Source organism: Methanococcus aeolicus Nankai-3 (assembly GCF_000017185.1).
GTDB lineage: Archaea > AGJL01 > Methanococci > Methanococcales > Methanococcaceae > Methanofervidicoccus > Methanofervidicoccus aeolicus.
Genome location: NC_009635.1, coordinates 965858 through 982432, shown reverse-complemented (window position 1 = coordinate 982432; position 16575 = coordinate 965858). Strand labels below are relative to the sequence as shown.

At 30.7% G+C, this 16575-nt stretch carries 11 protein-coding genes, 2 tRNA genes and 1 pseudogene; 11 read left to right on the top strand and 3 right to left on the bottom strand.

What is annotated here, in order from left to right; genetic code table 11:
* The first annotated feature begins 210 nt into the window (after nucleotides 1-210).
* The 3 genes from MAEO_RS04800 (at nucleotide 211) to MAEO_RS08035 (ending at nucleotide 2408) form a co-directional block, all read left to right on the top strand.
* Nucleotides 211-1440, top strand: coding sequence for an FprA family A-type flavoprotein (locus MAEO_RS04800; RefSeq protein ID WP_011973665.1), 1230 nt, complete (start codon nucleotides 211-213; stop codon nucleotides 1438-1440).
* Between the two features lie 148 nt (nucleotides 1441-1588).
* Nucleotides 1589-2011 (top strand): ferritin-like domain-containing protein, encoded by a 423-nt coding sequence (locus tag MAEO_RS04795; protein ID WP_011973664.1) that lies wholly within the window; start codon nucleotides 1589-1591, stop codon nucleotides 2009-2011.
* 244 nt (nucleotides 2012-2255) lie between these two features.
* Nucleotides 2256-2408, top strand: a complete 153-nt coding sequence (locus MAEO_RS08035) for a hypothetical protein (protein WP_232202514.1) — start codon at nucleotides 2256-2258, stop codon at nucleotides 2406-2408.
* Nucleotides 2409-2433: 25 nt separating this feature from the next.
* On the opposite strand, the gene MAEO_RS04790 is transcribed toward MAEO_RS08035, so the two are convergent.
* Together MAEO_RS04790 and MAEO_RS04785 are read right to left on the bottom strand one after the other, a co-directional pair.
* Nucleotides 2434-3885, bottom strand: a complete 1452-nt coding sequence (locus tag MAEO_RS04790) for a methanogenesis marker 14 protein (RefSeq protein WP_011973663.1) — start codon at nucleotides 3883-3885, stop codon at nucleotides 2434-2436.
* Nucleotides 3886-4062: 177 nt separating this feature from the next.
* A tRNA-Val gene (locus MAEO_RS04785) sits at nucleotides 4063-4136 on the bottom strand.
* A gap of 231 nt (nucleotides 4137-4367) precedes the next feature.
* On the opposite strand from MAEO_RS04785, the gene MAEO_RS04780 reads away from it, so the two are divergent.
* The 6 genes and pseudogenes from MAEO_RS04780 (at nucleotide 4368) to ileS (ending at nucleotide 10901) form a co-directional block, all read left to right on the top strand.
* Nucleotides 4368-5453, top strand: coding sequence for a nucleotidyltransferase family protein (locus MAEO_RS04780; RefSeq protein WP_011973662.1), 1086 nt, complete (start codon nucleotides 4368-4370; stop codon nucleotides 5451-5453).
* Nucleotides 5454-5505: 52 nt separating this feature from the next.
* Nucleotides 5506-6228, top strand: coding sequence for an RNA ligase partner protein (locus MAEO_RS04775; protein ID WP_011973661.1), 723 nt, complete (start codon nucleotides 5506-5508; stop codon nucleotides 6226-6228).
* 46 nt (nucleotides 6229-6274) lie between these two features.
* Complete coding sequence (locus MAEO_RS04770) at nucleotides 6275-6583, top strand: nucleotidyltransferase family protein (protein WP_011973660.1); 309 nt, start codon at nucleotides 6275-6277, stop codon at nucleotides 6581-6583.
* Nucleotides 6584-6630: 47 nt separating this feature from the next.
* A pseudogene (locus MAEO_RS08150) lies at nucleotides 6631-7022 on the top strand (HepT-like ribonuclease domain-containing protein).
* Between the two features lie 256 nt (nucleotides 7023-7278).
* Nucleotides 7279-7755: a DUF356 domain-containing protein gene (locus tag MAEO_RS04760; protein WP_011973657.1), complete on the top strand. Its 477-nt coding sequence runs from the start codon at nucleotides 7279-7281 to the stop codon at nucleotides 7753-7755.
* A gap of 23 nt (nucleotides 7756-7778) precedes the next feature.
* Complete coding sequence (ileS, locus tag MAEO_RS04755; RefSeq protein WP_011973656.1) at nucleotides 7779-10901, top strand: isoleucine--tRNA ligase; 3123 nt, start codon at nucleotides 7779-7781, stop codon at nucleotides 10899-10901.
* Between the two features lie 209 nt (nucleotides 10902-11110).
* On the opposite strand, the gene MAEO_RS04750 is transcribed toward ileS, so the two are convergent.
* A tRNA-Leu gene (locus MAEO_RS04750) sits at nucleotides 11111-11195 on the bottom strand.
* 244 nt (nucleotides 11196-11439) lie between these two features.
* Here MAEO_RS04750 and MAEO_RS04745 point away from each other — a divergent pair.
* Both MAEO_RS04745 and MAEO_RS04740 read left to right on the top strand, forming a co-directional pair.
* On the top strand, nucleotides 11440-14160 hold the full coding sequence (locus MAEO_RS04745; RefSeq protein WP_011973655.1) for a valine--tRNA ligase: 2721 nt from the start codon (nucleotides 11440-11442) through the stop codon (nucleotides 14158-14160).
* Nucleotides 14161-14450: 290 nt separating this feature from the next.
* Nucleotides 14451-16574, top strand: a complete 2124-nt coding sequence (locus tag MAEO_RS04740; RefSeq protein WP_157196823.1) for a proton-conducting transporter transmembrane domain-containing protein — start codon at nucleotides 14451-14453, stop codon at nucleotides 16572-16574.
* Nucleotide 16575 lies beyond the last annotated feature (1 nt).

Genomic DNA, 16575 nt, shown 5'->3' with positions numbered 1-16575 from the left:
TAAAATTATTTTTAATAATTATGGGGTTCTGTAAAATCGTTCGAATTTCGTATAATTAAAAATATAATTGACGAAATACGCACGGTTAACTTATTATATTCGATAATACTACATATTATATCGTAAAATGAAAACTGACCTATGAGTATAACCTACAGATATATATATATTATTAAAAATATAATATCTATGTAAATTAAGGGTGATAAAATGAAAGCAGACGCTTTTAAAATAGCAGATGGAGTATATTGGGTAGGTGTAATGGATTGGGACATTAGAATGTACCATGGATATACATTAAAGGGAACAACCTATAATGCATACATAGTATTTGGAGAAGATAAAACTGTATTGATAGATAATACATATCCGGGGACATCAGCTCAAATGTGGGGAAGAATAAAAGATGCCTGTGAAAAAGAAGGAAAAGAATTTAAAATAGATGTGATAGTTCAAAACCACATTGAAAAAGACCATTCCGGAGCATTACCTGAAATTCACAAAAAATTCCCAGAAGCGCCTATTTACTGTACTGAGGTAGCAGTTGAAGGATTAATAAACCATTATCCTTCATTAAAAGATGCACCATTTAAAGTAGTTAAATCATTGGAAAGCATCGATATTGGTGGAAAAACGCTAACATTCCTTGAAGCACCATTATTACACTGGCCCGACAGTATGTTTACGCTATATGGGGAAGAAGGAATATTATTCTCAAATGATGCATTTGGACAACATCTTTGCTTTACACAAAGATATGATTACGAAATTCCAGAAAATATATTAATGGATGCCAACCAAAAATTCTATGCAAACTTAATTACTCCATTATCAAAACTTGTATTGAAGAAATTCAATGAAGTAATTGAGCTTGGATTATTGGAAAAAATAAAAATGATTGCTCCTTCACATGGTCAAATATGGACCGACCCAATGAAAGTAATTGGTGCATACCAAAACTTTGCAACAGGAGTATGTAAGGACAAAGCTACAATAGTATATGATACTATGCACTATTCTACCCAAAAAATGGCTCATGCTTTTGCAGAGGGTCTTATTAGTGGGGGAATTGATGTAGAAATGTATTATTTACATAGTGATGAAAGAAGTGAAATTGTAAAAAGTATATTGGATAGTAAGGCAGTATTGTTCGGAGCTCCTACAATAAATGATGAACCATATCCATCATTAGGGGATATAGTATATTATTTGAAGGGATTAAGATTCAATAGAACTGGATTGAAAAGAAAAGCTATTGTATTTGGTTCAAAAGGAGGACAAGGGGGAGGAACAGAAATCCTTGCAGAAGATATACAGAAATGTGGATTTGAAGTATTGGACAAATATGAATTAAATTATGTTCCAAATGAAGATGAATTAACAAATTGCTACAATATGGGTAAAAGATTGGCAGCAAAATTAAAAGATGCAGAAAATTAATATACTAATAAAACTATAGAATAATATATCTATTCTTTATTATTTTTAGGGTGTATTTATTTCTCTAATTAAATAATAAAAACACAATACGAAATATATTATAATTAATTATATAAAATATATACAATACGATAACAAAGGTGATTTTATGGTAGAATTAATAAACGAACACAAAATAGGAACCACAAAAGGAACAGACTTAGAAAAAGAAGTTGAAGCAAACTTTAAAGGAGAATGTGCAGAAGTTGGAATGTATTTGGCAATGGCAAGACAAGCTCAGAGAGAAGGTCTCCCAGAAGTTGCAGAAGTATTGAAAACAATAGCATTTGAAGAAGCTGAGCATGCCGCTAAATTTGCTGAAATGAATGGGGTAATTTCAGATAACTTAAAAGAAAACATTGAAATGATGTACAATGGAGAATGTATGGCAAACAATGAGAAAAAGGCTGCTGCAACAAAGGCAAAAGAATTAGATATCGACCCAGCTCATGATTTCTTTGATGAATCAAGTAGAGATGAAGCAAGACATGCTAAAATGTTAAAAGGAATATTGGAAAGATACTTCAAATAAATTATTTTTTTATTTTTTTATAGTTTAATTTTATATTTTGTTTTATTATGGATATTTTTTTTATTTTTAGAAGCTCTCATTTTTCATATGTGGGATAAATATTTATTTTTTGGCGATATTATGCTAATAAAATGGAAAAATACAATTGCTCCCACCGTGAAAACCATAAAAAATACCCGAAATTGAAAATGGCTCTGAAAAAGATTTTAATAATGTAATTTCATTTCTTGTAGGTTGGCTTTTTATGCATATTGCCAAACCAGATAAAAATATGTCGAATGGTTCAAAGAGCAAGGTATTGAAATTAAAGATGAACTGGTTGATATTTAAAAAAAATAGTTGGGGGTCATGGAGCTCCATAACATATATATGTAAAAATATTAAAAAAATAATTTAATAATATTTTTTAATAATTATGTTATTTATTTTATCATTCCTTTCTGTTTTTGCCACTTTCTTCTTTCTCCCAATATACATCTATCTCCCCGATTTCCTCCTACGGGGTTTTTCGGAGTTCCTAAACAATTCATACATCGTGCCATTATACTGGAACCCAATGCAAGACCATCTTCGATAAATACAACATGGTCTTCTGGCTTATCCCAAATATTTAATTCCCCTAATTTTTCAATTATTAATTTTGGTTTTTCTCCAGTGATACCAGCTCTACCAGTTATTCCAATTGCTGTTTTTTCATTTACTAATCTTTTTGTATGTGCTAACTCCACTAATCTTTTTGTGATATCTGCGGATACAATATCAAGTGTATATAATAATGTTGGAATATTACTTTCTTCCATAATTCTTTTACCAATTGCTTCTAATTGTGGAATATCGCTTCCATTCTCGCCTACATCACAGCCTATTAGCGTTGTGCCTGCCTTTTTAGCACTTTCTGGAACTACTGGAACTGTTCCAAATCTATCTCTATTTTCTGGAACTTCGGATACAATTATGTAGCTGTGAGCTTCTTCGGCATATTTTTCGGCAATTTTTTTATTTACTTTCCCTTTTTCTTTCATTATGTCAATTGCGGCTCCTTTGTTTTTATCTACTAATCCGCTCCCCCTTACAATGGCATCGGCAACAGCACCAGCCAAACCGCATAAATTACCAACAACATTAGCATAAGGCAACTTATCATTTGTAATTCTTCCCGCAAGTGTGGTTCCAAAATCTATACTCATACATGGATTTCTGAAATCAAGTTCTGTCCATTTTGCTCCAACTTTTAATCCTGCTGTAACCAATTCTCCTTCCATTTCATTTGCTACGCATTCTTTTCCTGTTGGAGGAACTACGCCCGTTACAGCACCATCAAATATAATTTTATCCATTAAACTATATTTATCAAATGGTTTTGGAAGTTGGTTTTTAGTCATTGCAGGGGCCATCTTTGAAGGTGGTATTTTTGCCTTTAAACAACCATCTGCAAGAGCAACAATCATATTTGTTATTTCATCAGGAGATGCAAATCCCGCCGTAACGCCCGTACTTCTAACAACAAAATGTAAATCTTCTATTTTTAAATTTGCATCTTTCAGGGCTCCCAACAATACCTCTGTTACCATGTCAGAAACTGCCTCTTTTGTGAGCTCCACACCCCATAGCGTTTTACCAAATACTTCTTCTCCCTTTTTTGGTGCCCTCACATCTCTGGTCATTTTAACACATTTGCCCATTAAATATGTTGTTCCAGTTTCCATATTAGTTCCAGTTATGATGGATTTAACTGTGGTGTTTCCTAATTCCACAGAAGCCACGACATAATGTGGATTTTTATTCAATTCAAAAACATCGACCGATTTGGATTTGGCATAATGTATTTTTGGGGATTTTTTAAAGATATTTGTTATTGTATCCATTAGTCCCATAATATCAATCCTCATTTTGTGTATTGTGGATATTATTGTAATTTATACTATAAATATATTTAATTACAAATAAAAAAATATAATTAAGGTTGTAGGAGCTCCGAGAAAATACTAGAGAATAAAAAAAATAAAAAATAATATATCTAAATTAATAAATGTTATGACATATAAAAATAATGGACCCAGCCGGATTCGAACCGGCGACCCTCGCCTTGTAAGGGCGATGTCATAGCCAACTAGACCATGGGTCCAATGCAATTTACTTTGTTTAGTATTCTAAGCTTTCCTGCCCGTGATACTTCCACAACATAACAAATGCATTCATAATATATAAACATTATGGTTTAGTGATTTATTTTGCACTACTGGATATGTTAATAATATACAATATTCTTATACAATAATAAGATAATAAGATAATAAAATAAAAAATAATGTTATTATCAATAATACTATAATATATTTTATTTTTCGGTGTTGTTATGGGAGATATTCAATTAATCAATTTTTTAAAAGATAGAAAAGACATTATCCATAATTCTAATTTAAATTCGGAAGATGGGGCCAATATTGATAAATTTAAGAAAATAGTAGATAAAATAAAAGACGAAAACTCGGAGCTCCGAAAACCAACAAAAATTGTAGCCGATTTTACAGAATATAATCCGCTTCATAATGGACATAAATATTGTTTAAAAAGGGGCAAAGAGCAAGGTATTTTTATAAGTGTTTTACCTGCACCGCTTGAAAGAAGTGGAAGAGGAATCCCTTATTTTGTAAATAGATATATTAGGGCAGAAATGGCAATAGAAGCAGGTGCCGATATTGTGGTAGAAGGTCCTCCAATGGGAATTATGGGTTCTGGTCAATATATGCAATGTATTATAAAGGCGTTCCAAACAATTGGTGCAGAAATTATCCCAAGGGGATATATTCCAGAAAAAACAATGGATAAAGTTATAAATTGTATAAATGCTAAGAACCATATAAAAGTAAAGCCATATAAAATAAAATGTATGGAGACAGGGGAGCTCCTTGGGGAAAAGCTTGAAATAGATAATTATGTAATAGCATCAATGTCAAATACCATTTATAAGCTTAATAATAAATGGAATAGTAAAAATAATAGTAATATTAAGTTTAATCCAAAATTCTTATTCATAGAAAGAATCGAAGGAATATCGGGCACAAAAATAAGAGAAAATATATTTAATGGAAATTTTAAAGATATTGGGGATATGTTACCTGAAACCACGATTAATATTTTAAAGAAATATAATATACAAGATATTATTTTAAAGCGGTTTGAAGATAGAATATTGGAGACTGTAAATGAATATGAATTAAATAAATATGTTCCTGAAAAGTTGGCAAATTTATTAGAACAATACCGGCCATTTAACACAATTGACGAAATTAAGGAAAAATTACCATATGGATTTTCAAAACACTATAAAGAGCGAATTATATCGAAATTAGAGGCAAGAATTGAAGAAGATATTATTTCAAAATATATTATGAATTATCCTTCAAAAATAAATATTTTAGGAATTCGAAAAAATCCGTAGGATTTGCTTTTATTTCTTATTTTTATTTTTTATTTCTTTTTATGGTGATTAGATGCAAAAACAAAGATTTTGTATAGATACAACTGCAATTACTGATACAGAAGTAAGGAGCTCCCTTGGGGTTGATGGCATTTCGGAATCAACTAAAATAATGCTTGATTTAATTGCCGACTCGCGGGTTAATCTTGGAATATCTTGCCATATTCCTTATCCTAGTGTATATGATGAATTAATTGGGTTTTTAAAAAGAGAAAACTGCCCAAAAGAAACCATAATAAAAGTAGATACATGGCTTGTAAAAAAAACGCCCAACAGATATGAAATAAAACTTCCCGCTGAATTGTTGTACGAATATATAAGGGATATACGGGAGAGAATAAACAAAGGTATGAGAATAGGGGAAAATGCAATGTATGAATCCGCATCAGTATCCTATTTATCTATAAAAGGGTGTAATTCTAATCAAAATGATAATACAAAAAATACAAAGAATGTCGATACCAATGCTACACATAAAGAACATACTGATGAGGTGCTATCAAAAACAGTAAAATCTTTTAGAAATAAATATAGAACTGCACTTAGAACGGGCACTCTTGATAGTGCCCCAGATTTAGATGTACTATTACTTGCCAAGGAGCTCGATGCCGCAGTTGTTGCAAGTGATGAAGGTATTGAAAAATGGGCTCAAAGGTTGGGGCTTAGATTTGTTAAGGCAAAAGATTTTCCATTTATACTTAAAGAATATTTAAATACCTATGGGAACAAAATTTAATTAATATTTTTATTTGAGATTTATCGGAGCTCCGAAGTGATATAATATGAAAACATTAAACGAAATAAAAAAGATACTTTTAGAACATAAAAAAGAACTAAAAGAAAAATATAAAGTTAAAACAATCGGAATATTTGGCAGTTATGTGAGGGGAGAGCAGAAGGAAACTTCGGATATAGATATTTTAATTGAATTTTATGAACCTATCGGCTTAGATATAGTTGATTTAAAGGAATATTTAGAAAAAATACTTAATATTGAGGTTGATTTAATAATTAAAAAATCAATACAAAATCCTTATTTAAAAAAATCTATTGAGGAGGATTTAATATATGTCTATCGGAGCGAAGCGTAGAGTAGTAAAATCGTAGATTTTACCTGAAAAGGGATGCTAAAAAATTTTTGTGGGACATCTTAAATTCTGCAAGTAAAATAGAAAGATGGATAAACAATATTGAATTTGAAGATTTTATTAAAAATGAGCTTTTAGTGGATGCCATTACAAGAAATTTAGAAATAATAGGCGAGGCATCAAAATATGTGCCCGTTGAGATTAGAGAGGAATATTCTGAAATCCCGTGGAAAAAATAATCGGATTTAGAAATATTTTAATTCATAAATACTTTGGAGTAGATTATGAAACTACATGGTTTATTATTAAAGAGGAGCTCCCAAAACTAAAACAAACTGTTGAAAAAATTTTAAAAGAGCTCGACAATGATATATTTTTCGGAGCTCCGAACATACAACAATTAAAAACATTTAAAAAAGATAGTGTTGTATATGATGTATAATATATAACTACGATAATATAGATTTACGGAGTATATGGTGAATCGACAATTAACTGTCATTTATAGGTTCTAAATAATTAAGGATATATAATGTTCTAAATAGTAATTAAACTGTAATTAAGGTTAATACATAATGGAGTTTATGACAAATGTCCGTCGATTTACTATATTATTTACGGAGCTCCATAATATCTATACGAAATACATATTTAATGCTGGATTGTAAATCCATCACAACGAAACACGGTGAATTAATATGGTGCTATTACTCATAAGAGGAGACAACTACGAAAAAATTAAAAATGCACTGGCAGATATCCACAGGCATGCTAAATTGACAATAGAAGGAAAACCTAAAATTATGGTTCCTGAGGCAGCTGATGAACTTTTAAAATATGTATTGGGAGATATTAAGAAACCATGTATAAATGCATGTTTGGTTAAAATAAAAGAAAATGCCCCAAGAGCAATTGATAAAATAAGGAAAATCCACCCTCCTGCCCATATTACAATTATAAGTGAAAGGCATGAGCCATACAAATACCTTATTGAAGACTTTCCAAAAATGCCATCATTGAAAGGATACTATAAAAGTAAAATGGAAGTAGATGCCGAAGAAAAAGAAAAATCCAAATCAAATAAGTCAAATAAATTTAAAAAACCAAAATATGATAGAAAAAGAGGTTCAAAACCTAAATCCAAACCTAAATCCAAATCAAATAGTCAAAAATAAAAATAATACTAATAGGTGAATTGATGAAAGAGATAAAAGGGAAAGTAGATTTTAGAGAGATGGATAAAGAAATAAAAGAATTTTGGGAAAATAATGAGATATACCAAAAAGTAAAAAAATTAAATGAAAATTATCCAGATTACTATTTTGTAGATGGTCCGCCATATTGTTCTGGGTCCATACATTTGGGAACAGCTTGGAATAAGACAATAAAAGATACCGTATTAAGATTTAAAAGAATGCAAAACTACAATGTGCTTGATAAAGCAGGTTGGGATATGCATGGACTACCTATTGAGGTAAAGGTAGAGCATGAATTTAATTTGCAATCAAAGAAGGACATCGAAACAAAAGTAGGAACTGATGTATTTATTGAAAAATGTAAAGAATTCGCCTTAAATAATAAAGAGGTAATGGAAAACCAATTTAAAAATTTAGGAATATGGCTCGACTGGGAAAATGCCTATCTACCAATTAAAAATGATTATATTGAAGCTGGTTGGTGGAGTTTAAAAAGAGCCCACGAAAAAGAATTATTATCAAAAGATTTAAGGGTTGGATATTGGTGCCCACGATGTGAAACCTCATTGGCAGAACACGAGGTAAGGGGAGAATATCAAGATGTTTTAGACCCTTCTGTGTATGTTAAATTTAAAGTGGCCGATGATAATTCATACCCAAATACATATTTTGTAATTTGGACGACTACGCCATGGACATTAATATCAAACTTATTAATTGCCGTAAATCCCGAATTTGACTATGGATTTGTTGAAGTAATATTTGACAATGAACGAAAAGAAACATGGGTAATTGCAGAAGCATTAGTTGAAGCCGTAATTAAACTGGCAAAAAAACAAAATAATATTAAGTCATACAACATAGTTAAAAAGGTAAAAGGGAAAGAATTAGAGGGAATAAAATATGTTCCTGCATTATTGGAAGAAAATGAAAGACAAAAAGAGTTTTTCCAATTAGAAAAAGTTCATACCATAGTATTGGGGGAGCATGTTAGTTTAGACGGAGGAACCGGGTTAGTTCATACTGCCCCAGGATTTGGGGAGGAGGATTTTGAAGTTGGTAAAAAATATAATTCACCAATTTACTCTCCAATTGATGACGAAGGAAAATATGTAGAGGGAAAATGGAAAGGAGTATTTGTAAAAGATGCAGATGAAGATATAATTGCTACCCTAACTGATAAAAATTTAATAGTAAATGCCGGAAAGAAAAAGCACACATACCCGCACTGTTGGAGGTGTAAAACCCCGTTATTATTCAGAAGCACAGAACAATGGTTTTTAAATATTTCTAAAATTAAAAATAATATAGTAGAACATGCTAAAAACACTGACTGGGTTCCAAACTGGGTAGAAACTCGATATATAAATGGTGTTAAATTTGTTGGGGATTGGAATATAAGCCGACAAAGATATTGGGGAATACCACTTCCAATTTGGATTTGTGAAAATAAGGACTGTGGAAAATATAAAATAATTGGAAGTGTTGAGGAATTAAAACAGGAAATGATAAATGATATTCCAATTAATGACGATTTACACAAACCAACCGTTGATAAAATTATAATGAAATGTGATTGCGGTTGTGAAATGAAAAGAACTCCGGATGTTCTTGATGTTTGGTATGACTCTGGATTAGCTCCTTACGCTTCAATAAATGCAAAAGAATTAAAAAAGGCAGATTTCATTGTAGAAGGAAATGACCAAGTTACAAAATGGTTTTACTCCCAACATGCCCTTAGTGAAATTGTATTCGATGACATCCCATATAAAAAATGTATGATGCATGGATTCACCCTCGACGAAACTGGGGAAAAGATGAGTAAAAGTATTGGAAATGTGGTAAATCCTGATGATGTTGTTGAGGAATTTGGAGCTGATTTATTAAGATTTTATTTACTTAGTGCAAATAAGGCATGGGAGGATTTAAGATTTTCAATTGGTGAAATGAATGATGTAAAAAGTGTATTTAATACTCTTTGGAATTCTTATTCATTTGCAGTTAATTATATGGTTCTTGATGATTTCAGTCCAAATGAGGAATATTTCAATTATTTAAGAGATGAGGATAAATGGATAATAAGTAAAATAAACTCCTTAACAAAAGAAGCAATTGAAGTTTTAGAGATTCCGCATCTTCACGAATATACTTGGAAAGTTAGGGACTTTATATTAAATGATTTAAGTAGATGGTATATTAAACTTATAAGGAACAGAACTTGGATGGAAAAAGAAGACCCTGACAAACTTTCAGCATATCAAACCCTTTATTATGTGTTAATGAAATTGGTCGTAATATTGGCACCAGTTGCACCACATATAAGCGAAAAAATATATCAAAACTTGAAAATCGAGGGTATGCCACAAAGTATATTCATGACAAAAATTGTGGTCGAAGAGGAATACATAAATAAAGAGGTAGAAGAAGGTATTGAAACAGCAAGGGAAATTGTAGATGCAATACTTAAAGGAAGAGATAAGGTAAAATACACACTTAGATATCCAATATCAAAAATAATATTACCAAATGAACTTGGGGATATTGTAAATAAATATCATTATATTATAAAGGAACAAGGAAATGTTAAAAATATAGAAGTTAAAGAATTTGAAGGAAATATATCGTTAAAACCAAATTTCAGAACATTAGGGGCTTCCTTTAAAAGTGATGTTCCAGCTGTTGTAAAAATTTTAAACTCTCAAAATCCAAAAGAATTAAAGGATAAATTGGCAGAGGGAGAAATAACAATAGATGGATTTACAATTAAACCAGAACATGTTGAATTTAAAATAGATATTCCTGATAACATTGTTGGTATGGAGCTCCGAAAAGGAAGTGTTTATATTGACATAGAATTGACGGAAGAAATTATAAAAGATGGACTTAAACGAGAAGTAATAAGAAGAATTCAATCAATGAGAAAAGATATGGATTTAGACATTGAGGAAAAAATAAAGATAACAATGGAAGGCATCGAATTTAATGAAGATGCATTAAAAGACATAGAAAAAGAAGTAAGAGGAACATTTGAGCCTACTATTGAATGTGATAATATTCAAGAATGGAATATAAAAACACCAAACGGTGAAGTTTATAATTTGAAAATAGGAGTTAAAAAGAATTAAATAATATTGTGGGTTTGGGAGCTCCCGACCATTTAACTATTTTTATTTTTTTATTATTTATTTCTTATAAAATTGTTATTTTTACTATTTTATCAAATATATATTAAATTATAATCATAAATTTAAATTAATAAATATTATAGCCTATAAAAAAATCTCGAAATTTTCCTTTGAAAATTTCTACGATTTTCTTATTTCATTCGAAAATATGCAGGGGAAGGGATTTGAACCCCCGAACTCCTATGAGACTGGATCTTAAGTCCAGCGCCGTTGGCCAGGCTTGGCAACCCCTGCTCTTCTACTCGCATCTTAACATATACATTCATCATATATATACTTTTCGGTTATCTATTTAACTAAATATATAATATTATATATTATTATATAATCACAATGTTTCTAAAATATAATAATAGTTATTATTTTATATTTTGATGGTATATTTTAGTAATATACTAATATTATTATATATTAATTGCATATCTTAATTTTATAGTTTTATGCCAACTATATAAAATTACTAAGCACGAGGGAAATCATGGAAATGAATAAAGAATATGATATAAACATTGAAAAAGAAATACAAAAAAAATGGTTGGAACAAAAAATTTATAAATTTGATGATGATGAAAAAAGACCGCCTTATATTATAGATACCCCGCCACCATATCCAACGGGAAGAATGCATTTAGGGCATGCTTTAAATTGGACCTACATGGACATAATAGCAAGATTTAAAAGAATGAATAATTATGATGTGTTATTTCCGCAAGGATGGGACTGCCATGGATTGCCAACAGAGGTAAAGGTTGAGGAAATTCACGGAATAACAAAAACAGATATAGATAGGCATGAATTTAGAAAATTATGTATTGAATTAACCGACGAAAATATTGAAAAAATGAGGGAACAAATTAATTCCCTCGGTATATCTATTGATTGGGATCGGGAATATATAACAATGAGTCCAGAATATGTAAAGAAATCCCAGACGGCATTTGTAAAGATGCATAAAGATAATTTAGTTTATAGGGGAAAGCACCCCGTAAATTGGTGTCCAAGATGTCAAACAGCAATTGCCTTTGCCGAAGTTGAATATAAAGATAGAAAATCATATTTAAATCATATAAAATTCACATATGCCGAAGATGAAAATAAATATTTAGAAATAGCCACATCCAGACCAGAATTATTGGCGGCTTGTGTGGGTATTGTGGTAAATCCTGAGGACAAAAGATATGAAGATGTAGTTGGAAAAACAGTTAAAGTTCCATTATTTAATCATGAAGTAAAAGTATATCCCGATAAAGATGTAGAAATGGACTTCGGAACAGGGGTTGTAATGGTATGTACATTCGGAGATAAAACAGATGTTGTATGGGTAAATAGACATAATTTGGAAGTTAAAGAGGCAATAACTGAAAAAGGAGAATTGTCCGAGATTTGTGGAAAATATGCAGGAATGACCACCGAGGACGCAAAAAAACAAATAATAAATGATTTGAAAGAGGAAGGATATTTAATAAAACAAGACCCATTGGAACAAAATGTTGGAGTATGTTGGAGATGTAAAACTCCAATTGAGATTATTGTGGGCGACCAATGGTTTGTAAATGTAAAGGAATTACTTGATATGGTAGAAAAAGCCACAAATGAAATTAAATGGACTCCTGAACATATGAAAACAAGATTATTACAATGGATTAAAGACATGGGTTGGGATTGGTGCATAAGCAGACAAAGATTATTTGCTACACCAATTCCAGTATGGTATTGTAAAGATTGTGGGGAAGTAATTGTAGCTAAGGAGGAAGATTTGCCAATTGATCCAACAAAAGAATGCCCATATACATGTAAATGTGGAAATAAAAATTTAACTCCTGAAACAGATGTATTGGATACTTGGATGGATTCTTCTATTACTCCAATGGCAATAACAGAATGGGAAACAAACAATGAATTCTTTAATAAACGGTACCCCGTTCAATTAAGACCACAAGGACATGATATTATAAGAACATGGGCATTTTATACCATAATAAAATCAATTGCACTCACAGATAAAAAACCATGGGATGAAATTGTAATAAATGGAATGGTATTTGGTGAAGATGGCCATAAAATGAGTAAAAGTAGGGGCAATGTAGTAGAGCCATTTGAAATTACAAAAGACTATGGGGCAGATGCACTTAGATTGTGGGCATCAAATAGCACAATTGGAAATGATGTTCCATTTGCATGGAAGGAAGTGGATTACGGATATAGATTTTTAAGAAAATTCTGGAACGCTTCAAGATTTGCAAAGATGAATTTAGATGACGAAACCATTGAAACCATTAAAAATAGCATAAATGATTCTAAAATTAAATTAATCGTTGGTGGCAATGATGTTGAAATATCTAATCCATGTAATTGTGTAAATGTAGATAATCCTGTGGATTTGTGGATACTAAGTAAATTAAATAGATTAATTGAAAATGTATCAAATGATTTGGAAAATTATAAATTTAACACAGTTGGAGATATTGAAAAATTCGTATGGCATGATTTATGCGATAACTATATTGAAATGGTTAAATACAGATTATACAACAAAGAGGACAGCGAAAAGGCAAAAATTAGTAAATTCAATGCCCAATATACATTATACACAGTAATTACAACCGTATTAAAGCTTATGGCACCATTTACTCCGCACTTCTCTGATATTGTGGGAGAAATATATAAAATCGATGACTTACATGGGTCATGGTGCAAAGTGGATAAAAACAGCATAAGCCAAGAAAATGAAAACGATGGAGAAATTGCTAAAAATACCATAGTTTCAATAAGAAGATATAAATCTAATAAAGGAATGCCTTTAAATGCTCCATTGGAACGCGTTGAGATATACACCAACAACCATGATTATGAGGGACTATTAAAAGTTGTAGAAGATATAAAAGGAACTCTAAATATAAATGAATTAAAAATAATAAATGGAAAACCAGAATTGGAGCATAAAATATCTGAAATCATACCAAATAAATCAAAAATAGGTCCAGAATTTAAAAAAGATTCTAAAAAAGTTATGGATTTCGTTAAAAATGCAGACAATGAAACCATTGAAAAAATATTAAAAGATGGATTTGAATCTGAATTTGGTTTATTAACAAAAGAACATGTTAAAGATGTTAAAAGGGCTTTATTTAGTGGTGGGGAAATTGTAGAAACTGTGAATATTGATGGATTAATCGATAGTATTGCCATTATTCAATAAATAAATTATTTTTATTTTTTATTTGACGCCATATCTTTATTTATGGTATGTTTAGAAAGTTTGTTCTCCAAAGTTCTTAATAATATATATTGTTCATATTAATAAAATACAGTATTCAGCGACATAGATATGGTAGTGTAAATTATTTCTGATCGTATCATAATTTTTTATTAGTTTTTTTTTTATTAAACTTATGTTTAACTACATTAAATAATTCTTAACTTTCGAAACAGTTATATATTATGTATGATAACCTGAATAACCATACAAAGTTAAAAGATGTGGTTAAGATGGATATTATAAAACCAAAATTAAATTTAAAGGTTAAATCAATAAGTATATTTGTTATATTGGCCATATTATTGGCATTTATATCTCCTGTAATGGCAGAATCTAGATTTAACACCAATATGACTATTGGGTTAAATGCTATACAATTACCATTTGGAGATAATATGTTAATATGTATATCAATTATTGTATTGGGTGGATTATTGGGTGTTTTATTTTCAAAATGGTTCAAATTATCAAAAATAATTTCAATATTGATTATTTCAATGGGCTCATTATTTGGAACATATAATGCAATTATGGTAATATTAAATAACAAATCTTATGAACTTACATATTTGGTTGAAAGCATAATTCCAATAAGTTTTAAAATAGATCCAATATCAATGTTCTTTTCAGCTGTCGTGCTATTGGTTTCTATCATGGCTGCAATTTATAGCTATGGATATATGGACGACAAAAAAAGAAAATTAGCAACAGGATTTCAGTATTTAAATTTTGCAGTGCTTGTAGCCTCAATGGTTGGAGTTACAATTTCAAACAACAGTATTATTTTCTTATTATTTTGGGAATTAATGTCCATTTCATCATTCCTATTAGTCATGTTTGACGGATTCAAAGAGGAAGTTAGAAAATCAGGATATATCTATTTAATATATACTCATGCAGGTGGAATGTTTATATTCGCATCATTCGCCCTGGCATATGTGGCTACTGGTTCTATCAGTTTTGACCAATTTTCTAACATGCCAGATTATTTAAAAATAGCAGTATTTCTCCTTGGATTTGTAGGTTTTGCGTCAAAAGCAGGAGTATTTCCATTTCACTCATGGCTACCGTATGCACATCCTGTGGCACCAAGTCATGTTTCAGCAGTAATGTCTGGTGTTATGATTAAAATGGGTATTTATGGAATTATAATGCTCATATTGCTTCTTGGAATAAATAATATTTACATTGGATATATGGTGTTAATATTAGGTATCTTATCTGGAATTCTTGGGGTGGCTTATGCCCTTGCCCAACACGATATTAAAAGATTGCTTGCATATTCTAGTATTGAAAACATAGGTATTATATTGATAGGTTTGGGCATTGGATTAATTGGAAAATATTATCATAACGAAACCATAGCCTTGTTGGGATTTGCAGGAGCTCTCCTCCACATTCTAAATCACGCACTATTTAAATCATTATTATTTATGGGCGCAGGTGCGATGATAAAATCCACAGGAACACACTCTTTGGAAGGGATGGGGGGTTTAATGAAGAGAATGCCTACAACAAGCTTGGTTTTCCTTATAGGTTCTCTTGCAATATCGGGAATACCCCCATTTAATGGATTTGTAAGTGAGCTTTTAATATATATGGGCGGTTTCAATGGACTTAATGACTCAGTTGGATTATTAATAGCATCTACATTTGGCATCATTGCATTAGTACTTATTGGAGGCCTTGCAACGGCATGTTTCACCAAGGTATTGGGAATATCTTTTTTAGGAGCTCCTAAAACAAAGGCATCAGCAAATGCCAAAGCGTCTCCACATGTTATGAGCGTTCCTCAAATACTACTGGCTTTAATTTGTATAATTATAGGTATTTTTCCGATATTGTTCGTAAATCCAATTATAAAAATAGCAAATAGTTCAAATCTTGCAGGAATTACAGCATGCTCTCAATTATCGGTATTTCCAAATCTAACAGGTGTTTATATAATTTTAATAGCTTTGGTATCTCTATTCGTTGTATTGAGAATGATATATTACAAAAACAAAATTGTTGATGGATACACATGGGATTGTGGATACAGTAATCCAACTTCAAAGATGCAATATACGGCATCATCATATGCTAGTCCAATAGTGGAATTCTTCAAACCATTTGTAATTATAAAAACCCATGAAAAACCTGTCAAGGGAATATTCCCACATGAAGCCAAATATCATTCACATAGTAAAGACTTGGCTGAGGCAGTATTTGAATTACTATTAATAAAACCTATTTCAGTTGGATTATCGGTAATTAGATATCTTAAAGATGGAAACTTTAACTATTATATGGGATATGTGATTATAATCATATCGCTTCTCCTATCATATATTTATTTAATAATGTGGTGGTAAG